The following is a 19973-nucleotide window of genomic DNA, read 5'->3' as shown; positions in this document are numbered from 1 at the left end:
CCCCCGGATGAGCCCGGGGGTACGGCGGGTCCGCCCGCCCCAGTGGGTGACGGCCGTCGCCGGCGGGACGCTCGCTGTCGTAGCCGGTACACAGGTCGCTCACGCACTGGGGCTGGCCACTCCTTCGTACGTACTGGTGCTCGGCGCTCTGATCGGACTCTCCTACGGCCTGCTCGCGATGTGCCTGGTGCTGGTCTTCCGCACCAGCCGCGTCGTCAACTTCGCCCAGCCGGCGATCGGGACCCTCGCGGCGTCGGTCCTGCCGATCCTGACGGGAGTCGCCCTGCTGCCCTACTGGGTCGCGTTCGTCCTCACCCTGGGGCTCGGATTCGCTCTGGGGGCACTGGTCGACCTGACGGTCGTCCGCCGGTTCCAGGCGACGCCCCGGGTCGTGGTGACCCTCGCGACACTCGGCGTGGCCGTCGCCCTCCTGTCTCTCCGGGGGAGGCTCCAGTTCCTGGGAACCGGATCAGGCGTACCCGGACCGCCAGGGCTGTTCGAGTTCTCCATCGGCCCGTTGCTGGTCACCAGGAGCTATACGGGACTCATCCTGGCGACCCCCCTGCTGCTCATCTGCCTGACTCTGTTCATGACCCGCACCCGGTACGGGCTGGCGATCCGAGCCAGCGCGAGCAACCCCGATTCGGCGCTGCTCGCCGGGATCTCCCCGCGTGCCATGACCGCGACGGCCTGGGGCATAGCCGGACTGTGCGTGACCGTCCTGTCGGTGTTCTACCCCAGCGGGTCCCCCGAGAGCGGTGCGGAGGGGGCCTTCACGGAGTTCGGCATCATCCCGGCCCTGACCGCCGCCGCCATCGCCGGAATGACGAATCTCGCCCGCGCCGTCGTGGCAGGGGTGGTCCTCGGCATGCTCGAACAGGTCCTGATGTGGTCCGACAGTGTCGCGCCCTACACAAGCACCGTCCTGTTCGCCGTCACCCTGGTCGCCCTGCTCGTACAGCGCGGGATACGGGGGCGGGGTGAGGCGGCGGGCAGCTGGGCCGCCCTGTCCGTCGCACGGCCGCTGCCCGAGCAACTGGCCCGCCTGTGGACCGTCCGCTGCGTGCCCCTGCTCGCGACAGGCGCCGGGCTGGCGCTGCTGACCGCGACGGCGCTGCGCTCGGACAGCGACGGAATGCTCATGACGACCGTCGTCGTCTTCGCCGTCGTCGCGCTCTCCTCCGGCCTGGTGACGAGTCTGGGAGGTGACCTGTCCCTGGGGCAGTTCGCGCTCGCGGGGGTCGGCGGCGCCGCCTCCTTCCTGACCGTCACACGCACCGGCAACGCTCTTCTCGGTCTGGTGGCCGCCGTCCTGGTCGCCGGAGCGGTCTCCGCCGCACTCGCCTATCCGGGGCTGCGGATGGGTGGTCTGACCCTGACGGTGGCGTCGGCCGGGTTCGCGGTCGTACTGCCCGCCCTCCTCGAACTGCCCGCCCTCTTCGGCGAGGAGGGCAAACCGGTCGGCCAGCCGGTCCTGGGCGGGTACGCGCTGACGCCGGGCGTCAGATACTTCTGGTGGACGTTGGGCACGGGTGTACTGTGCCTGATCATCGCGTGGAACGTATGGCGCGGCGGGTTCGGCCGGATGGCCGTCGCGACCCGTGACAACCGGCAGGCCGCCCGATCCTTCGGCATCCGGCCGATGCGCGTACGCCTGCGACTCTTCTTCGTCGCCGGGAGCCTCGCCGGCGCCGCCGGTGCCCTGCTCGTCCACTCCGGAACGACGGCGACGGCGGACTCCTTCTCCTCCGGGAACAACGCCCTGGTCGTGCTGGCGGTCGTGCTCGGCGGCGCCTCCGCCCTGGCCGGCGGCCCGCTGGGGACCCTGTGGGTGGTGGCCATCCCGATCTACTTCGCCACAGGCGCGGGCACCGCGGCTTCGAACATCTACGCCGCCACCTACACCGGCGTCCTGGCGATCACACTGGCGGTACCGGCCGGCGCGGCACAGCTTCTCCTGCCGCTGCGCGATCTGATCGCGTTGGGTCTCGGCCGACTGCACGGTGTACGGATGACCCGTGCCGCCCTGCGGAGCGAGCCGGAACCGGCGACGGGGAAACCCGCTCCCCTCAGAGCTGCGGACAGGAGCCCGGAGGAGATCCCGGCGCTCAGGGAGTCGGCCAATCCGCCGGTACGCCCCGACACCGTCGTCCTGGAAGCCCGTCATCTGGCACTGAGCTTCGGCAATGTGCACGCCGTTCGCGACGTGAGTTTCACGCTCCGAGAGGGCGAGACTGTGGGACTCATCGGACCCAACGGGGCGGGAAAGACCACGACGTTCGAGATTCTCAGCGGATTCGCCCGGCCTCGGAGCGGACAAGTGCTCTGCTACGGGAACGACATCACCCGCCTGCCACCGGAGGAACGGACTGATCTCGGACTCGTCCGCTCCTTCCAGGACTCGGTGCTGTTCCCGACGATGTGCGTCCTCGATGTGATCATGCTGGCGCTGGAGCGGCAGCGTCCTACGCGCACCACGCTGAGTGTTCTCGGCCTGGACCCCACGGCCCGTCAACGCCGGTCGGTGGCACACGACCTGATGGGCTACTTCGGCCTGGGCCAGTACCGTGCCAAGCCGATCAGGGAACTGTCGACAGGGACCCGGCGGATTGTCGAACTCGTATGTCTGATCGCCCTCCAGCCGCGGGTCCTGCTCCTCGACGAGCCGTCATCGGGCATCGCCCAGCGGGAGACGGAGGCGCTCGGGGCGCTGCTCGCCCGGGTCCGGGCGGACTTCCATCTCTCCCTGGTCCTGATCGAGCACGACATCCCGTTGGTCATGTCGTTGTCCGACCGGGTGGTGGCGATGGCCGAGGGGGAGGTCCTCACCATCGGCACGCCGTCCGAGGTGCGAGCGCACGAGCGGGTCATCGACTCCTACCTGGGCGGCAGTATCGAGGCCATCCAGCGGTCCGACGTTGCCTGATGTCAGCAAGTCTGATTGTTGCTATGTCCAGTTGGCAGATCTAGCATGTCAATTCGATATCAGGGTTACGAAGGAAGGCGCAGTGATGTCTCAGCCGCTTGGTCCGACCTCAACTTGTCTCACCGGTACGGCGAGAGCCAACTGGGTCGACGCGGCCGCCGAGGCCTGCCCGCGAGAAGACGGCACGTACGCGGTGGTCCTGGCACTGACCGTGCAGGCACCCTGGCACCTGTACGCCCCTGGCTCCACGGTCGGCCTGCCGGTCTCCGTCTCGGCCGAATCGCCGGCGGAACTGGTCCACCTGACGATCCCTCAGACGCCCAACGGCGAACTCACCGGCACGGTGGAGATCACAGGGACGCTCTCGAACGCGGCAGCCGGATCAAGGCTGCGCATCCGGACCCAGGTCTGTGACGGCCCGCGGTGTGAACGCCCGCACACCACCGAATTGCTGCTCGCCTGAACCGCTGAGTCGATGATCACGTGAGCGGCAGAGAGGGGGAGACACTTCGCTGGCCGAAACTCGCCGAGACGCTGTGCCGCGTCCCGGCCGAGGTAACAGGCGATTCGTACGGTGGAGCCGGAGGCGTGTCGCTCGTCGAGGCGCAGAACCTCGCCGACGTGCGGGTCTCACGATGCGGAAGCGAAGGCTGTGACGACCTCGCCCGGGGAGCCCGACCTGCGACCCGGCCCGGGGTGCCTCAGGATGGTCAGCGTGAGACCTCGGGGGGGGGGCTTCCGTAGCCGCCGTCGGCGCGTCTCATGATTGACACCGGCAACTACTACGCCCGACCGAGACGGTGTGATCGACGACCTGGAGTCCGGGTGGGCCCGACGCCGACCGGTGAACCTCGCGCTTTGCTGGAAGTTCCTGAGAACCGGATGTGTTCAGCGAAATCACAGGTCAACCAAAGGGTCCTCATATGAATGACCACCAGGCTCTGCCTCGTTGCCGAGCGAGAGGAACGCCATCATGAACGACTACGACCCGACAACTCACTCACCGGCCGGGCAGGCGCCTCGGCCAGGCGGTCGGCGGTTGCTGTCGACGAAGAAGAGCAAATGGATCGTGGCCGCCGGGCTGGTCTGCGCGGTGGCCGGAGTCACCGGTGTCGGCCCGTCCGCAGCAGGCTCCCCACCGTCCCCGTCGGCCGCGGTCACGTCCTCACCGACTGCGACGCCCACCAAGCCTCCAGGCGGTGGGCCCGTGGCTGAGCCGTCCGCCGGGGGTGCCACCGGCATCGTCGACACCACGTCCACATCGGGCTTCACCATCTCGACAGCGACGGGTGTGAAGGTGACCGTCGCCGAGGCGTCCTCCACGACCTACAAGAAGGGGACCCATCGCGCCTCGGAGAGCGCCGTGAAGAAGGGCGTGAGCGTCCTCGTGCTGGGGACGGTCGACAGCGCGAACGTCGCGGCTACGCAGGTCGTCGTGCAGCCCGGGGGCGACGGCGGGGCCGCGGCCGCCAAGGCGGCCGGGGTGGTCCCCTTCGAGCAGGGGACACCGTCGCCGGCCAAGAGCGTCGGTGAGATCCCGGACTACACCGAGGGAGAGGGGACCATTCTCGCCGGGACGACGGCGTACAAGGCGACGAAGGCCGCGCAGGCCATCGTCCCCGGAGGTGTCGCCAACCGTGTGGTGAAGCTGAGCGGCGGCGAGTACGAGGTCCACAACGTCGGCGTCAACTGGCCCCACCACATCTTCGTCAGCAAGGACTTCAAGGTCCTCGGCTACGAGTAGCCGCCCCGGCGAGACAGCCCTGCTCATGGTCCAGGCCGCTGTGCGCGATGGCTGCGCGAAGCGTGGCCTCGGCGCCCTCGCACACCTGCTACAAGCGCCGTGCGCTCTGCGTAGTATCACGTCAGCTCAGATGACGCGTGGGTCAGCGTGGCTCGGCGCCCATGAGTCCTTCCAGTTCGGAGTCGACACCGGGGGCGTTCCGCCGGCGCGGGGTGCCCCGGGCGCGGGGGCAGCGAGCCGTCCCGCTGGACCAAGCGCACGCGTTCGCCGCTACACGTATCGACCGGTGGAAGCACTGACCCGAGGTGCCGCGCCGGGAGGGGGAACTGGTCGGCGGCTACTGGCGTGTGCGCCCTGAGGATATCGCCGGGCCGCAGCGCGTTCCACGACCACCGTGCGGAGACCCCTCGGTGGTGACCATTCCGGATGGGGGAAGGGAACGCCGACATCGTCCCGCTGGGGCAGCGCATGAACGCCTGAAGTGGGCCGTACCGTCGGGGCGAGAATCCTGGAGCGCCACTTCTCTCTGCGCCTCGCGTCGCAGGCGGGGACGGTCGGTGGACACGGTCGGTGGACACCGTGCCCGCCGAACCGGCCCGGAAGCGGGGCCGGGCCCTGACGGCACGGCCCCGCTGATCCGACGGAGCGTCAGCCCGCCCAGACCTCGGCCTCGTCGGCCGGGACGGTGGTGGCCAGGCCCAGTTCCTTGCGGGCGGCGACGGACTTGTTCGGGTCGATGTCGGTGAACGCCGGGTCGTAGGCGATGTAGAACGCGTCGGCGTCGGCGGCGTTCGCGGCCTTGTTCCAGTTCTCCGCCGCCTTCGTCAGCGTCGCGTGGAGCTTGCCGACTTCGGTGCCCTCGATGTCGTCCAGGCCGTCGACGTGTGCGTCGAGGGCGGCCGCGACGGCCTTGGCCTGCGCCTTGTAGCCGGTGAGGTCGTCCTCGACGGTCTCCTTCACGGGCTGGTTCGCCCACAGGGCCTCGTAGAGCGCGTTCGAACCCTTGAGGTAGGTGCTCTGCTCGGGCTTGAGGGACTTCGCGGTGTCCAGCGAGCCGCTGAACGTGCTCTTCTCCGCGGTGTAGGTGCAGCTCACCGCGCGGTCACCCGTCGCCCAGCTCTCCTTGGTCGGGGTGTAGTAGAAGAGGGCGACGCCCTTCGGGAGCGCCCAGGTGTCCGTGGCGTACTTCTGCGCCTCGACCGGGCAGCGGTCGTCCGCGATCGTCGAGACCCCGTTGTCGCCCGGGTACTCCTCGCCCTTGTCGATCGCGAACTCGCCGACGACCTGGCCCTCGTGCGCCTCGTCGCAGGGCACGATCTCGACGGTGTACGCCATCCCCTCGGCCTTGCCGGTCGGGTTGTAGCAGTCGCCGATGTCCAGCGAGAACACCGAGCGCTGGCGAGCCACCGTCTTCGCGCCGTCCTTGGCGCTGTCGACGGCGTCGGAGACCTCCGAGCATCCCACCGCGCCGATCGCGAGTAGGGCGGCAACGGCTGATATGCCGCGAAGAGAACGATGCGGGGCACGGGTTGTCATGACGTGTACATCCTCTTATGTGATCTTTATGAGGTCAGGCGAATCGTATGCCATTCCTGCGGCCCGGTTGCGCGAAGGCCCTCACCCATCACGGCGTCTCTGACTCGCGACGGGCCGCGAGGGTTGTATCCGGACTGCTCGCAGGTAGGAGTCGGGATGGCCCGGTGGCACTTCTGTGGAGCCGGGGGCAGTTGAGCGTGGAGGGACGTGCGCAAGGCCGGGCGTACCGCGAAGGGCAGATCCTCCAGCAGGACCACTTTCAGCTGCGATACGAGCTCACCTGTCCGCAGCGGGAAGTCGAGCGATACGACGGTTCGCCAGGCCGACGAGCCGGTGCTGCACGAGATGGGTTCTCTCAAGTCCCCGCGTCTGCAACTGCCTTGGCCGTCGATCTGTCCTGCAGGTGTGGAGCTTCGGATCGGCGCTTGCGGCAGGTGTTGCGGGAGACCATGAGTACGAGCACGAGCAGACAGCGCAGATCATTCAGCGTCCGCACCAGGAACTGGACGTCCTGCGCCGCGACGTGAATCAACTGCGCGACGCCAACTCCGAGTTCAAGACGCCCCCGTCCAGATCCGCCGACAGCAAACCCCCGAGGTGGCGGAAGACGCCTCCCTGTGCGCTCGGGCCGGTGGTATCGGCAGCTGTCAGCGGCTGCTGTGTACCGGGGACAACCGCTCTCGTATCGAGGGAAGGACGCCGAGCGCGTTGGTGGCCACGGCGGCCCGCTCGTCGGCGTTCATGAATTCGGAAGCGGCGAGCGACGCCGGCGCGGAGTCGATGATCTCCGGGGCCGCTGCCAGGTAGTCCGTTGTCGTACGAGCGGCTGCCGGTCACCCGCACCGACAGCCAGATGCTGGTGCTGCACGCGGCCGTGCTCGGCAGCGACTCCGCCCGTGCGATGGCCCGGCTCGCCGAACTGACGCCGTGGCCCGACGCGTTACCTCCGGGACGTCGTTCGGCCGGGCGTTACCTGAGCTGCGGGACATGAGCGGCAACGCCCTTGGCGGGTATCGCCGGGCTCGGCGCGCGCTCGTAGGGCCCGAATCGGCCGGCCTCGCCGTCGGCCGCCCGCGACGGGTCCCGGGCTGCGTCGCGAAGAGGTCGCCGCGACTGCTACGTGCGCCTGGACGAGACGGCGACCGGACACCTCCACACGCTGTCCAGGCCCGCCGGGCGGATGCCCGAGCCGCAGACGTTGCGGCTGCTGGCCGACTCGTGGACGGACGTCGCCGCCCTCGTTCGGAGCCGTTACATGGACGTGCTCGCGGCCAATGCGCCGGCCAAGGCTCTCACTCCGGTCTTCCTGCCGGTCCTTCGCCGAGAGTGCCGAAGACCCCCGACTGGCCGAGCCGATCGCCGATGTGAGCGCGGGCAGCGAGGAGTTCCGGCGTCGGTGAGCAAGGTACGAGGTAACTCCCGCGCCCGGCGGCCCTGTTCAGTGCGTCCACCTCCCCGAAGGGCACGCCGAGACCCGTCGCGGACCCCGCTCACGCGGTCGACGCGGACTACGGCCCCACCGCGCCGGCGGGCATCCGCACCTGGTTGTCCGGCTCCTGAGCTCTGACGGCCCCTACGCGAGAGGTCGAGCCCCCCAACAGGGCGGAGAACCGGTCGGTGACCTGGGCCAGGGCCTCGGCGGCACCCGGCGCGACGGTCAGCGTGCCGTCGTCGGCGACGGTGATCTCCTTGTCGAGCGTGAACCAGCCGGGGGCGATGTGGCCGGCCCCCATGGAGCTGAGCACCGGGCGCAGCGCGTAGTCGATGGCGAGGACATGGGCCGTCGTGCCGCCAGTGGCCAGCGGCAGCACCGTCTTGTCGGTCAGCGCGTACTGCGGCAGCAGGTCGAGCAGAGACTTCAACAGCCCCGAATAGGCCGCCTTGTAGACGGGGGTGCCTATCACCACCCCGTCCGCCCGCGCGAACAGCGCCGTGGCCTCGACGATGGCCGGGTGGCGGAAGTCGGCGCCGAGCAGGGCCTCGGCGGGCAGGGTGCGCACTTCCAGTGAGATCACGTCGTGGCCCTGCTGCCGGAGCCGGTCGTCCAGGTGGCGCAGGAGCCGTGCGGTGCGGGAGGTGGCGGAGGGGCTACCGGAGACGGACAGGATGGCGGCCATGTGAGGACCCTTCCAGGTTGGGGGTTCAGAGGTGCCGGGAGACCGGTCGGTCCGGTCACGCCGGCGGAGCACGCCGGTGGGCTGCTCACCGCCGACGCGGCTGTCGGACGACGGCTCTCACCACGCGCTGGATTCCACCGCGACCACCGGTACCAGCTCGTTGCGCAGCGTCTCCAGGAAGGTGACGATCTCGGCCGCCACCGAGCGGTGCTGCACGTCGTTCAGGACGTCGTGGTGGGCGCCGCGGACCACCGAAAGGCGGGCACGGGGCAGTGACTTCGTCGCGCGCACCAGCGCGTCGCGGTCCGCGAGCGGATCGGTGTCGCCGACGAGGAGCAGCGCCGGGACGTCGGCCTCGCTGTCGAACGCCGCCCTGAGCAGTGCGTCCGGCACCGCGTCGCCGAGCGAGCCCCGCCGCACCTGTGTGTCGTCGGTGAGCGTGCCTCGATGGGCCGGGCAGGAGGTGCGTACGTCGAGTTCCTCGTCCCAGGTGCCGGTGGTGGCGACGGCACCGCCCGGGAGCCCCGCGAGAACGACGGCGTCCGGCCGAAAGACGGCCGGGGCCTCCCGGCCGAGGAGCGCGGCCACGGCGACGGCGCCGGTGTCGGCCCCCACCAGCACGACGGGCCGTACGACGCCGTCGTCGGCCGCCGTGTCCGCCACGGCCTCGGCGAGCCGACGGCCGAAGCGGTCCAGCGAGCCGGCCAGGTCGCCGGTGTCGATGCCGGCGGTATCCGTATCCGTATCCGTATCCGTATCCGTATCCGTGTCTGTGTCGGCCGTGCCTGTCTGCGGGGCAGTCGCGGCGCGGGTGTCGATGAACGGGGCGTCGACGACGCGGACGCGGTAGGCGTCGGCGGCGAGCCGCCTCCCGAGGCGGGTGTAGGTCGTGCGGGTCTCTCCACGGCCGGGCACCACGATGATCGTGCCGCGCGTGCGCAGGCCATCGGGGCCGTAATGGTCGGTGTACTCGGTCATTTCACACTCCTGCGGGTTCGGGGACCGGGCCGGCGGCGGTCGCGGGCTGCCAGCCGAGGGCGGGTGCCACCTCGGTCGCGATGAGTTCGAGGGCCCGGAGCGCGGCGTCCTGGTCGAGGATCGCGGGGTTGAACTGGGTGATCAGGTCGGTCGCGACGGGCAGGACCCGCTCCCGCCGGAGCGCCTCAACGATCTCCTCGGGTGCGCCGTAGAAGGAGTGGAAGCGACGCAACGCCTCCTCCACGGACAGGCCCTTCGGGAAGGCGCCACCCTCCGACATGCGGAGCGCCGCCCCGTGGACGTCGTCGCTGATCTGCCGGAGCGCCGTGCGCCTGTCCTTCGCCGGGAAGACGAACCGGGACAGCCCGATCCGCGGGCGCCGCGGCCGGTCCCAGGCGGCGAGGAACGCGTCCGCCCAGGGGCGCTGCACCTCGTCGGTGGGGGAGTCGAATCCGTACGCCGCACGGTTGAGCAGCAGGTTCGAGCCGCCGGCCGCGGCGTAGGCCGCCCCGCCCTCGCTGAAGACGCCCTGCCAGATCCGGTCCGTGAAGCCGGTGGACGCCGGCTGGATACGGAAGCCTGGCGTACGCACCTCCTCATTGGCCAGCGCTTGGCGCAGCACGTCGAGATTCTGGCTGGTCAACTCGCGTTTACGGGCGACGTCCTGGCCGAACGCGGCGTACTCCACGGCGTTGTAGCCGCTGCCCACACCGATCTCGACGCGCCCGCCGCTGAGGGCGTCCACGGTGGCGACGTCCTCGGCGAGGCGGACCGGGTCCTCCAGCGGAAGGACCGTGATGGCGGTGCCGAGCCGGATCCGGGTGGTCCGCGCCGCCGCGTGGGCGAGGAACGTCCACGGCGAGGACAGGCCGCCCCCACCGGCGGCGACGTGGTGCTGGGCGACCCATCCGACATCGAAGCCGAGTTCGTCGGCGGCGACGAAGAGGTCCTGCGCGTTGCGGTAGATCCGGGCCTGGTCGGTCCCGCGGCCCTGGACGTGGGTGAGGAAGCCGAGTCTGAAGCGTGCTGTCCCGGTGGTGGTCATGGTGAGTGCCTTTCGGTACCTTCGATGCCTTTCGGCGCCTCTCGATGCCTTCGCGGACCGGGCGGTGCCGGGGGAGTGGCGGCTCGCGCTCAGTCGTTCACGAGATGGGGCTCGCGGGTGTGGCGGTTGGCGGGGACCGGCAGACCGAGGTTGCCGCGCAGGGTGTCGGCCGCGTACTCGGTGCGGAACAGACCGCGCTTCTGGAGGATCGGGACGACGCCGTCGACGAAGAGGCTGATGTCGTCGTCGGTGCGGAAGGCGAGGTTGATGCCGTCGAAGGTCCCGGCGTTGAACCACTCCTCGATGGTGGCGGCGACGGTCTCGGGCGCGCCGACGAACGGAGACCGGCGGAACTCCCCCAGCGATTCAGCGACTTGACGGAGAGTCAGATCATTGGTCCGGGCCCGCTCGATGATCTTGGCGGCGCCCGTCCGGCCGCCCTTCTCGGCGAGGTGCGCCACGTCCGGGAACGGCGCGTCCAGGTCGTGCCGGCTGAAGTCGTACGCGCCGAAGGAGCGGCCCAGGAGTGCGAGATTACGGTCGAAGTCGTTGTCCTCCTCGAAGATCTCCCGCTCGCGGCGCCTCGCGTCCTCGTCGGTACCGGCGACGACCGGGCCGCCGTGGATGAAGATCTTGATGTGGTCGGGGTCGCGCCCGTACGCCGCAGTGCGCTGTTTGATGTCGGCGTAGTACGCGCGCGCCTGCTCCAGCGCGCCGCCCGGCGCGTAGATGCCCTCGGCGACCCGCGCGGCGAGATCGCGGCCCTCCTCGGAGACCCCGGCCTGGAAGATCACCGGCTGGCCCTGCGGCGAGCGTGAGAGGTTGAGCGGTCCCGCGACGTCGAAGTGCTCGCCGGCATGGTCGAGCGCGTGCAGCTTGGCCGGGTCGAGGAAGACGCCGCGTGCCACGTCGGCCGGGAAGGCGTCGTCCTCGTAGGAGTCCCACAGACCGCGGGCGACCTGCACGAACTCCAGGGCGCGGCCGTAACGGGTGGTGTAGTCGAGGTGCTCGTCGAGCCCGAAGTTCCTGGAGGTACCGGTGTCGAAACTGGTCACGACGTTCCAGCCGGCGCGTCCGCCGCTGATGTGGTCGAGCGAGGCGAACCGGCGGGCGAGATTGAACGGTGAGTTGTACGTCGAACTCGCCGTGCCCACCAGTCCGATGTGCCGGGTGTGGGTGGCGACCGCCGACAACAGGGTGAGCGGTTCGAGGCGGTTGAGGTAGTGGGCCGGGTAGGTGGCGTTGATGAACTGGCTGTCGACCACGAACAGGGCGTCGAAGAGCGCGTGTTCGGCGGCCTGGGCCTGCCGGATGTAGTAATTGATGTCGATGCTGGCGTTCTTGGCGACGCGCGGGTCCTTCCACAGGCCGTGCTGGCCGGGACCGCCGACGCCGTAGGGATGCAGTGCGAGATGGATCGTGCGGGACATGGCTGTTCCTGTCTGTCGTGGACGTGTCTGTCGTGGGCTCAGACGTTCAGCAGCGCGCGCAGTGCTTGGCGCTCGGCCCGGTCGGCCGGGGCGGTGCGCAGGGTGGGCGCGGAGCGGACGAGCAGGCGCGTGTACGGGTGTCGCGGCTGGTTGATGACGTCGCGGGCGGCGCCGACCTCGACGAGTTCGCCCTGGTGGAGGACGGCGACGCGGTCGGCGATCCCGGCGACGGATCCGAGGTCGTGGGAGATGAAGACGAGCGAGACCCCGGCGGCGCGCAGTTCCTTGAGGATCCCCAGGATCTGGACGCGGTTGGCGGAGTCCAGGGCGCTGACGGGCTCGTCGAGGATGACCAGCCGGGGTTCGGTGACCAGCGAGCGGGCCACCGCGACGCGCTGGCGCTGCCCTCCGGACAGTTCCCCGGGCAGCCGGCCGAGAAGTTCCTCCGCGAGGCTGACCCGGGCGAGGAACGCTCGGGCGCGCTCGGCCGCTTCCTTGCCCGGGACGCCCTGGACGAGCAGTGGCTCGGTCAGTGAGTCCTCGACGGTGAGGTCCGGGTCGAGGCTGCGCAGCGGGTCCTGGAAGACGTACTGGATCAGCCCGCGCCGGCGCAGGTCGCGCCACTGCCGCTTTCCGTACGAGCTCACGTCCTCGCCGCCGATGACGATCGAGCCCGCCGAGGGGCGTACGAGGCCGAGTACGGCCCGCGCGAAGGTGGATTTGCCCGATCCCGTCTCGCCGATGACGCCGACGGTTTCGCCGGGCGCGACGCTCAGGGAGACCCCGCCCAGGGCGAGCCGGCGCCGGCGGCGTGAACCGTAGTGGACCTCCAGGCCGGTGACGTCCAGGACCGGTTCCCGGGTCTCGGCGGCGCGCGCGGCGTCCGTGGACCCGGTCGAGCCGTTGAGGGCCTCGTCCGCCAACTCGACTGTCATGACGCCTCCTTGGACGCTTCGGGACGTTCTGGTTTCGGAGCGAGGAACTTCTCCAGGCCGTACTCCTCGTGCCCGGCGATCAGCAGCCGGGTGTACTCGTGCCGCGGATCGTCCAGCACCGACCGCGTCGGACCGCGCTCCACGACCTCGCCCTCCCTCATCACGAGGACCTCGTCGCACAGTTGGGCGACGACGGCCAGGTCGTGGGAGACGACGACGAGGGCCAGACCGGCCCGTTCGCGCAGGTCGGCGAGGAGGTCGAGGATCTCGGCCTGGACGGTGACGTCGAGTGCCGTGGTGGCCTCGTCGGCGATCAGGAGCTGGGGGTCGGCGGCGATCGCCGTGGCGATCAGTACGCGCTGGAGCATGCCGCCGGACAGCTCGTAGGTGTACTGGTTGTAGACCAGCTCCGGGTCACGCAGTTGGACCGCCCGCAGCAACTCCAGTGCGCGCTCGCGTGCTTCGCGCCGCTTCAGCCCCTTCTTGACGCGGATCACCTCGGCGATCTGCGCGCCCATGCGGATCGAGGGGTTGAGGTAGGACGCCGGATCCTGGAAGACGGCGCTGATCGTGCCGCCCCGCAGGGCCGTCCACCGACGTGGCGTCAGCGTCGTGATGTCGGTGCCGTTGATCGCGATCGATCCGCCGGTGACCTCGAAGTGCGGGGGCAGGATGCCCAGCGCGGCGCGGCAGGTGAGGGTCTTGCCGCTGCCCGACTCGCCGACGATGCCGACGGCCTTGCCCGCCGTGAGTTCGAAGCTCACCCCGTGGACGATCTCGCGGCGGGCCGCCTGGTCGCCGATGCGTACGTCGCGCAGGGCGAGCACCGGAGGGACCGTGGGATCGGCGGCCGGATCGGCGGCCGGACCGGCGTTCGGACCGGCGGCCGGATCGGCCGTGTCGGGCGCGGTGTCCTCCCGGGTGTCCTGGGAGGACTGCCGGTCCCGCTGGTCCCGCTGGTCCTGCTGCTCCTGCCGGTCCTGCTGGGTGATGTTCTGGGACAGCGTCGTCATGACGTACCTCCGGCTGGGGCGTGGCCGGCCTTGTCGAGGCGGTTGGCACGGACCTTGCGGTTGTTGACCAGTGCGCGGCCCGCCTCGCCGGACACGTCACGAATGGCGTCGGCGAGCAGATTGGCGGCCCAGACGGTGGCCATGATCAGCAGTGCGGGAGGCAGTGGTGCCCACGGCCGGTGGCTGAGGTAGCCCAGGTCGGAGGCGAGCAGGCCGCCCCAGGTCGGCGCGGGTGGCTGGACACCGATGCCGAGGAACGTGAGACTCGCGACGATCACGAAGCCGACGCCGACGGTCTGGGCGAGCGCGACCGCTATCGGCGGCAGCACCTTGGCCCAGACATGACGGCGTACGACCCAGCCGAGGGAGGCCCCGGAGATGAACGCGGCCTCCACGTACTGGGAGCGGGCCACGGAGAGGGTGGCGGCGCGGGCCACCCGGTAGAACAGCGGGGACACCAGCACGCCTGTGACGAGCATGGCCTGGGTGATCCCGTTGCCGAGCAGCGCGATCACGGCGACGGCGAACAACAGGAACGGCAGGGCGACCAGCGTGTCGGCCAGCCGCAGGGTGAGCCACTCGAAGACGCGGCCCAGATAGACGGACAGGATGCCGGGAATCGCACCCACCACCAGTGCCACCAGGGCGACTTCGAGCGAACCGAGCACACTGACGCGGGATCCGTCGAGCAGCCGGCTGAACACGTCACGACCGAGATAGTCCGTGCCCAGCCAATGGGCACCCGAGGCGGCGGCGAGCGTGTTGTCGCTGGTGGCCAGCGGGTCCTGCGGAGCGAGAAGCGGCCCGAGGACGGCGAGCAGGGCGATCACGGTGAGGATGACCACGGCGATCCGGCCGGAGGTGAGTGAGAGGACGCGGCACACCATGGTTCACACTCCCCGCTGGGACGCGGGCGTCACACGCGCCAGCATCAGGTTGACGATCAGGTTGAAGCCGACGACAAGGACGATCGACACCACGAGGACTCCCTGTACGGCGGGTACGTCACCGGCCTGGGCCGAGTCGTTGGCGAATCTGCCGAAGCCCTGCAGACCGAAGATCCACTCCGTCACGACGGAGGCGCCGACCAGGGACGGGAACTTCAGGCCCAGGGTGGCGAGCGTCGGCCCCAGGCCGTTGCGCAGCACATGGCCGAAGAAGATCCGGCGAGGGCTCAACCCCCGTACCACCGCGCCCGTCACATAGTTCTCGGAGTAGGCGCCGATCAGACTCGTACGCAACTGGCGGGCGACGTCCGCGATGACGTCGAAGCTCAGCGCGACGGCGGGCAGGGTGATGTGGGCGAGCCACGGGCCGACCCCCTGCTCGGCCGGGACGTAGCCGGCGGCCGGGAAGAGATGGAGCCCGACCGCGAGGACCGCGACCAGCACGATGCCGACCACGAACGCGGGCATCACCGAGATGACGGTGACGAAGCCGGTGACCGCCCGGTCGATCCAGGTGGTGCGCCGCAGGGCCGCCAGCGTACCGAGGAGGAAACCGACGACCACGCCGATGACCAGTGCGAATGTCGCGACCGACAGGCTCACACCCAGGCCGAGGCCGATGAGTGTGGAGATGTCGGCGCCGTTCGTCCAACTGGTGCCGAGCTGACCGTGCAGAACGCCGCCGAGCCAGTCCCCGTACTGGACCAGGAAGGGCCGGTCGAGGCCCCATTGGGCCTCCACCCGGGCGATCGCCTCGGGAGTCGCCTCCTCGCCCAGCTGGATACGCGCCGGGCTGAGCCCGCTCAGCGAGCGCAGCGCGAACGTCACGAAAGTCGCGACCAGGAAGACCGGCACGAAGATCGCGACCGACCGGGCGACGACGCCGATGACGCGGCGCAGCGCGTGCCGCGTCCTGGCCGCGGCGACCCCGTGAGGCCGGTCGGGCGCGGGCTGTACAGCCGTCGTCGTCATGGGACTGCCCCCTCTCTCTTCTCTGTGGTGGGCGGATCCGCCGTGAGCGCGGGTCAGTTGGCGCCGGTGACGGTCACGCCGGTCCAGTCGATATGGGCCGGATTCCCCGGCAGGTCCGAGATCGACTTGCTCTTCGCGATGAGGTTCGGCGAGGAGTACGTGAAGACCAGCGCCTCGCTCTTGAGGCCGGCCCGGGTCGCCGCCTGGAGGACCTTCGGGTACTCCGGCGCTTCCAGCGGGGTCTGGCGCACCTTGGCGACGGCCGCCTCGAAACCGGCCGGCTCGTAGGGAGAGCTGAGGTTCAGCGGGCCGTCGGGCCCGAAGTGGGCGGTGAGGGTCTGCGCCGCGGAGTCACGTCCCGTGGTGCCGTAGAGCGAGAACGTCAGGTCCTTGGCGAAGAACGGGGTGGCCCAGTTCTTGTCGATCTTGATCGTGACGGTGATGCCGACCTTGGCCAGCTGCGACTGGACGATCTCGGCCTGTGGGTCCTCCGAGGGGATGACCAGGTCGAGTTTGATGTCACCGGCCCCGTGGCCCGCGTCGGCGAGGAGCTTCTTCGACTTCGCCGGGTCGTACGGGTACGCGTCCCGGGACCCAGGGTCGTAGGCGACGTAACCCTCCGGGAACGGCTGGTTGGTCACCGTGCCGTAGCCGAACGTCATCTTGTCGACGAACTCCTGACGGTTGATCGCATGGCGGACGGCGTCGACCACCCTGCTGTCGTCGAACGGCGCCTTGTTGACGTTGAGGCTGATGTTCGAGGCGTTGAAGCCGGGTTGGACGAAGACGTCCAGGCCGGCCTTCTTGGCGGCGTCGGCCTGGCTGGGCTTGATGTCCGCGAAGTTGTAGACGCCGGTCTGGAGGCCGGAGACGACCGTGGAGGCGTCGGGCGCGGACGTCAGCTCGACGTTGTCGATGTGGATGTTCTTCGCGTCCCAGTAGTCCGGATTCTTCTTGAGCACCGCCTTGGTGCCCGGTATCAGCTGCGTGACGATGAACGGCCCGGCGCCGACCGGGGCCCGGTCCAGTTCCTTCGGGGACTTCGCCGCCTTGGGGCTGGCGATCTGGAGGACCCGCTGACCGAGCAACTGCGGTATCTGGTAGTCGACCTGACTGAGATTCACGACGGCGTCCAGTCCGCCCGCCGCCACCTCCACCGACTCGATCGAGGTCAGGTCGCCGAAGAGGGCCGAGTCCTGCTGCTCCTTGGCCCGTTCGACGGCGGCCTTCACCGCGGTGGCGTCAAGAGGCTCGCCGTCGCTGAACTTCAGGTCGGGACGGAGATGGAAGGTGATCCGGTCGCCCTTGTCGTTGTACTCCCAGCTCTCGGCGAGATCCGGGACCGCATTGCCCTTCTCGTCGGTGCGCGTCAACGAGGCGTAGACCAGGGCGAGTTCGCGGAACTGGGCGCCGCTGCCACCGACCACCGGGTCCCAGTGGGTCGGGAAGTAGGAAGAGGTCCATCTGAGTGTGGAGTCGCCGCCCGAGGAAGCGGCGTCACCGCCGCACGCGGCGAGGGACGGGACGAGCACGGTGACAAGCGCGGTGCCGAGGGCGGCGAAGCGCAGACGGCCGGCCCGTCGGCGGGATCGGAGGTCCAGTGGGCGGCGGAGCGTGAGTCGTCCGGACATCTCATTCTTTCTTTGATGATCCCTGCCCATGACGGGGGCGCCGGGATCGGCGGACGAGGGCCGGGCCGTATCCGCGCGAACGTCGGCTCGTGCGGGGGTGGGCATGCCGACGGAGGCGTCGTTGCGCACGTCGGGGACGCCGCGCCCGGGGCGGGGCAGCGACGATTCGCGGGGCGGGCCGGAGTACGGGAAGAGAGGAGGGGAGTGCGCGAAGATCCGCCGGACAGGTCCTGGGCGCGGATGCGGCGGCTGAGATGGATGCGGCGGCGGAGGCGGCGCGGGGCAACTGACCGGGGACCGATCGCGACCGGCGGCGACTGACGCTACCGGCGCGGCTCAACGGAGCGGCGGACGGGCGATGTTGCCGGGGCGTTCAGGCGCCGGTGGACCGTGGGCGGCCGGCGGCCGGCGGTCAGCGACAGAGAGCGCTGGACGTGCGCCGCAGATCCACGTAGCGGCAGACCACACCGGGATGCGTCGTCTTCATGACGCACATCCTGGCGTCAGATCTCGGCGCCTGTCAATGGACACCAATTGGTGTCTCATTGGGCGGGACGGCCTCTGACCGCAGATCAGGGGCTCGCGGGACCGGAAGAGGTGACGTCCGGACGCACCGCGGCCTCCTCGGGATGCAGCCACACGGGGCCGTTCCCGGTGTCCACCCGGACGGCGCCCGGCGGTGGCCAGGCTCCCTCCGTCAGCACCCGTCGCTCGGGGTCGGTCAGGCTCCGGTGACGCTCCAACGCCCGCGCCGGGGAAGGCGGTTCGGCGAGCTTCAGCAGCCCCGGGCGGAGCTCCTCGACGGCCGCCGCGTACGCCTCGAAAGGCCGCCAGCCGGGCACCGCGCGATACGTCGCGCCCGCGCGGAACAACAGCGTGGGCAGTGCGTAGCGGTGACCACCGTCGAGGGTTTCCTTGGCCGCGCCGGGATGCGGCGACTCGCCCCGTACGGAACGGACTTCGGGCACCGGACGGCGCGCCTCGGCGCGGTCGGCGCGGACCCGCTCCAGCACGTCGTCGGACGCGGCGTCGGCCGCCAGGCGCCGCGGGTCCAGACCGGGTACGCCGCGCGCCGCGGACAGTGCCAGCGCGGTGGTGTCCGCCGGTTCACCGTGTACGAAGACGCTCTCCCGCAGACGCCGCAGTACCCGCTCGGCCACGTCGGGACCCTGGAACTCCGCGGCCTTGGCCACGAGCGAGGAGGGCCAGGAGCCGGCCGCGACACGCTTCAGCAGAACCGGGCGGGGGGCGAGGGTGTGCGCGCTGATCTCTGCCACGTAGCGCGTGTACCAGGCCGTCTCCGCCGCCGGGTCGGGCACCGGATCGTCGTCGTGGTCGAAGAGGATCGCGTACGCGCGCCGCCAGTGGACCGCGCCGGTCAACGACGCCCGCAACGTGCGGAACGTGGGCTCGGATCCCCAGGCCCAGGGGCAGAGCGGGTCGGTGTACTCCACCACCTCCAACGCGGGCGGTGGTTGAGGTGCTTCATGTGAACGGGGTGCACGAGGTGCGTGGCGTACGTGGCGTGCGTGCGTCACGCGGCGCCGACCCTGGAGTCCTGCCCGACCACGCCCGCGGGCAGCAACGAGGCCAGGGTCAGCCCACCCAGCACCGACGTCGCCTGCGCCTCGACCTGCCGCCACACCCCGGGCAGTGCTCCCGCCGGCCCGGGATAGTCGAGCCCGGCCAGCGACTCGCCGCGCAGCGTGATCACCTCGCCGTCGACGGCGCGCACGACGTCCAGCAGGGTGATGTCCTCGGCGGACCTGCCGAGCCAGTAACCGCCCTCGCAGCCGCGCTGGCTGCGGACGAGGCCCGCTCTTCGCAACTCACCGACCACGGACTTCAGGAAACGGAACGGAATCTCCTGCGAGGAGGCGATGGCCTCGCAGGTGAGCGGACGGGCGGGCTCACACGCGAGCTCCATCAGGGCTCGGGTGGCGTAGTCCGCCTTCGCGGAGATATGCATGACCACATCATGCCGGACCGCCCGGCCGAGACGAGAGCGTTCGCCGGTTCGCGCCTTCCATTGCGGCAACATTGCCGCAGGTGAACGCTAATGGACACGTCTTGACATCCTTTCCGGAGCGGCCCTAACGTCCCCGCCATGACCGAGCCGTTGACGTCCCCCGGTGAGGGGTTCCACCCGCACCTTCCCGATACCCCGGACCATCCGGCGGCGCCGTTGCGTACGCGTCTGCACCACATTCGCGCGGACTCGCTCGACGGCGACACGGCGCAGACCGGCGGCATGCGCAGATTCTCGGCCATCAGCGGAAAGACCGTCGGCTCCGAGAAGCTGTGGATGGGCCAGACGCACGTGGCCCCCGCGACCTCCTCCTCCGACCACCACCACGGCGAGTCCGAGACCGCCATCCATGTGGTCGGCGGACACCCGGAGTTCGTCTTCCTGGACGACTCGGGCGACGAGCCGGTGGAGGTACGGCTGCGCACCTCACCGGGTGACTACATCTTCGTCCCGCCGTTCGTGCCGCACCGGGAGGAGAACCCCGACCCGACCGAGGAAGCCGTGGTCGTCATCGCCCGCAGCACCCAGGAGGCGATCGTGGTGAACCTTCCCCGGCTGTACGCGCTACCGAAGGATCAGTGACCCACCGGTCCTCGGACGGCGTGGGCTCGCTCGGCGGGCGTACGTCTCGAAGGAACCGGCATCGTCGTCAAGAGCGTCTGGCGATGCC

General features: G+C 70.1%; 18 protein-coding genes. 6 read left to right on the top strand and 12 right to left on the bottom strand.

What is annotated here, in order from left to right:
* The first annotated feature begins 7 nt into the window (after positions 1–7).
* The 3 genes from ACFT9I_RS16590 to ACFT9I_RS16580 all read left to right on the top strand — a co-directional run bounded on the left by ACFT9I_RS16590 (position 8) and on the right by ACFT9I_RS16580 (position 4670).
* Positions 8–2926, top strand: a complete 2919-nt coding sequence (locus tag ACFT9I_RS16590; RefSeq protein ID WP_382564812.1) for an ATP-binding cassette domain-containing protein — start codon at positions 8–10, stop codon at positions 2924–2926.
* Positions 2927–3011: 85 nt separating this feature from the next.
* A complete protein-coding gene (locus tag ACFT9I_RS16585; protein ID WP_382564810.1) occupies positions 3012–3389 on the top strand; it encodes a hypothetical protein in 378 nt (125 codons plus the stop codon).
* Positions 3390–4133: 744 nt separating this feature from the next.
* A complete protein-coding gene (locus ACFT9I_RS16580) occupies positions 4134–4670 on the top strand; it encodes a hypothetical protein (RefSeq protein WP_382564808.1) in 537 nt (178 codons plus the stop codon).
* A 648-nt stretch (positions 4671–5318) separates the two neighbouring features.
* Here ACFT9I_RS16580 and ACFT9I_RS16575 read toward each other — a convergent pair.
* On the bottom strand, positions 5319–6206 hold the full coding sequence (locus ACFT9I_RS16575; protein WP_382564807.1) for a septum formation family protein: 888 nt from the start codon (positions 6204–6206) through the stop codon (positions 5319–5321).
* Positions 6207–7017: 811 nt separating this feature from the next.
* On the opposite strand from ACFT9I_RS16575, the gene ACFT9I_RS16570 reads away from it, so the two are divergent.
* Together ACFT9I_RS16570 and ACFT9I_RS16565 are read left to right on the top strand one after the other, a co-directional pair.
* Positions 7018–7197, top strand: a complete 180-nt coding sequence (locus ACFT9I_RS16570) for a hypothetical protein (protein WP_382564806.1) — start codon at positions 7018–7020, stop codon at positions 7195–7197.
* A gap of 189 nt (positions 7198–7386) precedes the next feature.
* Positions 7387–7773: a hypothetical protein gene (locus ACFT9I_RS16565; protein WP_382564957.1), complete on the top strand. Its 387-nt coding sequence runs from the start codon at positions 7387–7389 to the stop codon at positions 7771–7773.
* On the opposite strand, the gene ssuE is transcribed toward ACFT9I_RS16565, so the two are convergent.
* From ssuE to ACFT9I_RS16510, 11 genes are all read right to left on the bottom strand, one after another.
* Complete coding sequence (gene ssuE, locus ACFT9I_RS16560; protein WP_382564804.1) at positions 7715–8323, bottom strand: NADPH-dependent FMN reductase; 609 nt, start codon at positions 8321–8323, stop codon at positions 7715–7717. The genes ACFT9I_RS16565 and ssuE overlap by 59 nt on opposite strands.
* Before the next feature lie 117 nt (positions 8324–8440).
* The gene (locus tag ACFT9I_RS16555) at positions 8441–9301 is read right to left on the bottom strand and encodes an alpha/beta hydrolase (RefSeq protein WP_382564802.1); all 861 of its coding nucleotides are present in this window, start codon (positions 9299–9301) and stop codon (positions 8441–8443) included.
* A 1-nt stretch (position 9302) separates the two neighbouring features.
* On the bottom strand, positions 9303–10346 hold the full coding sequence (locus ACFT9I_RS16550) for an LLM class flavin-dependent oxidoreductase (RefSeq protein ID WP_382564801.1): 1044 nt from the start codon (positions 10344–10346) through the stop codon (positions 9303–9305).
* A gap of 89 nt (positions 10347–10435) precedes the next feature.
* Positions 10436–11776: an NtaA/DmoA family FMN-dependent monooxygenase gene (locus ACFT9I_RS16545; protein WP_382564799.1), complete on the bottom strand. Its 1341-nt coding sequence runs from the start codon at positions 11774–11776 to the stop codon at positions 10436–10438.
* Positions 11777–11814: 38 nt separating this feature from the next.
* Positions 11815–12711 (bottom strand): ABC transporter ATP-binding protein, encoded by an 897-nt coding sequence (locus ACFT9I_RS16540; protein WP_382564797.1) that lies wholly within the window; start codon positions 12709–12711, stop codon positions 11815–11817.
* Positions 12708–13724 (bottom strand): ABC transporter ATP-binding protein, encoded by a 1017-nt coding sequence (locus tag ACFT9I_RS16535; protein WP_382564796.1) that lies wholly within the window; start codon positions 13722–13724, stop codon positions 12708–12710. Before ACFT9I_RS16535 ends, ACFT9I_RS16540 begins: the two co-directional genes overlap by 4 nt.
* Positions 13721–14611, bottom strand: coding sequence for an ABC transporter permease (locus ACFT9I_RS16530; RefSeq protein WP_382564794.1), 891 nt, complete (start codon positions 14609–14611; stop codon positions 13721–13723). The genes ACFT9I_RS16535 and ACFT9I_RS16530 overlap by 4 nt, the downstream gene beginning before the upstream one ends.
* Before the next feature lie 3 nt (positions 14612–14614).
* On the bottom strand, positions 14615–15643 hold the full coding sequence (locus ACFT9I_RS16525; RefSeq protein WP_382564792.1) for an ABC transporter permease: 1029 nt from the start codon (positions 15641–15643) through the stop codon (positions 14615–14617).
* Positions 15644–15696: 53 nt separating this feature from the next.
* Positions 15697–17274 carry an ABC transporter substrate-binding protein gene (locus tag ACFT9I_RS16520; RefSeq protein WP_382564790.1) on the bottom strand — a complete coding sequence of 526 codons (1578 nt, stop codon included), beginning with the start codon at positions 17272–17274 and terminating at the stop codon, positions 15697–15699.
* 572 nt (positions 17275–17846) lie between these two features.
* Positions 17847–18731 (bottom strand): DsbA family protein, encoded by an 885-nt coding sequence (locus ACFT9I_RS16515; RefSeq protein ID WP_382564788.1) that lies wholly within the window; start codon positions 18729–18731, stop codon positions 17847–17849.
* Positions 18732–18808: 77 nt separating this feature from the next.
* On the bottom strand, positions 18809–19243 hold the full coding sequence (locus ACFT9I_RS16510) for an RrF2 family transcriptional regulator (protein ID WP_382564786.1): 435 nt from the start codon (positions 19241–19243) through the stop codon (positions 18809–18811).
* Positions 19244–19381: 138 nt separating this feature from the next.
* Between ACFT9I_RS16510 and ACFT9I_RS16505 the strand changes: the two genes are divergently transcribed.
* Positions 19382–19885: a cupin domain-containing protein gene (locus ACFT9I_RS16505; protein ID WP_382564784.1), complete on the top strand. Its 504-nt coding sequence runs from the start codon at positions 19382–19384 to the stop codon at positions 19883–19885.
* The last annotated feature ends 88 nt before the right edge of the window (positions 19886–19973 follow it).

This window comes from Streptomyces sp. NPDC057137, from assembly GCF_042670825.1.
Classification (GTDB): Bacteria; Actinomycetota; Actinomycetes; order Streptomycetales; family Streptomycetaceae; genus Streptomyces.
This window is presented reverse-complemented; position numbering and strand designations above follow the sequence as displayed.

Bases quoted from the DNA above. Each gene is read 5' to 3' on its own strand.
- ACFT9I_RS16590 (WP_382564812.1), top strand. From the start codon at position 8: ATGAGCCCGGGGGTACGGCGGGTCCGCCCGCCCCAGTGGGTGACGGCC.
- ACFT9I_RS16585 (WP_382564810.1), top strand. From the start codon at position 3,012: ATGTCTCAGCCGCTTGGTCCGACCTCAACTTGTCTCACCGGTACGGCG.
- ACFT9I_RS16575 (WP_382564807.1), bottom strand. From the start codon at position 6,206: ATGACAACCCGTGCCCCGCATCGTTCTCTTCGCGGCATATCAGCCGTT.
- ACFT9I_RS16565 (WP_382564957.1), top strand. From the start codon at position 7,387: ATGCCCGAGCCGCAGACGTTGCGGCTGCTGGCCGACTCGTGGACGGAC.
- ssuE (WP_382564804.1), bottom strand. From the start codon at position 8,323: ATGGCCGCCATCCTGTCCGTCTCCGGTAGCCCCTCCGCCACCTCCCGC.
- ACFT9I_RS16555 (WP_382564802.1), bottom strand. From the start codon at position 9,301: ATGACCGAGTACACCGACCATTACGGCCCCGATGGCCTGCGCACGCGC.
- ACFT9I_RS16550 (WP_382564801.1), bottom strand. From the start codon at position 10,346: ATGACCACCACCGGGACAGCACGCTTCAGACTCGGCTTCCTCACCCAC.
- ACFT9I_RS16545 (WP_382564799.1), bottom strand. From the start codon at position 11,776: ATGTCCCGCACGATCCATCTCGCACTGCATCCCTACGGCGTCGGCGGT.
- ACFT9I_RS16540 (WP_382564797.1), bottom strand. From the start codon at position 12,711: ATGACAGTCGAGTTGGCGGACGAGGCCCTCAACGGCTCGACCGGGTCC.
- ACFT9I_RS16535 (WP_382564796.1), bottom strand. From the start codon at position 13,724: ATGACGACGCTGTCCCAGAACATCACCCAGCAGGACCGGCAGGAGCAG.
- ACFT9I_RS16530 (WP_382564794.1), bottom strand. From the start codon at position 14,611: ATGGTGTGCCGCGTCCTCTCACTCACCTCCGGCCGGATCGCCGTGGTC.
- ACFT9I_RS16525 (WP_382564792.1), bottom strand. From the start codon at position 15,643: ATGACGACGACGGCTGTACAGCCCGCGCCCGACCGGCCTCACGGGGTC.
- ACFT9I_RS16520 (WP_382564790.1), bottom strand. From the start codon at position 17,274: ATGTCCGGACGACTCACGCTCCGCCGCCCACTGGACCTCCGATCCCGC.
- ACFT9I_RS16510 (WP_382564786.1), bottom strand. From the start codon at position 19,243: ATGCATATCTCCGCGAAGGCGGACTACGCCACCCGAGCCCTGATGGAG.
- ACFT9I_RS16505 (WP_382564784.1), top strand. From the start codon at position 19,382: ATGACCGAGCCGTTGACGTCCCCCGGTGAGGGGTTCCACCCGCACCTT.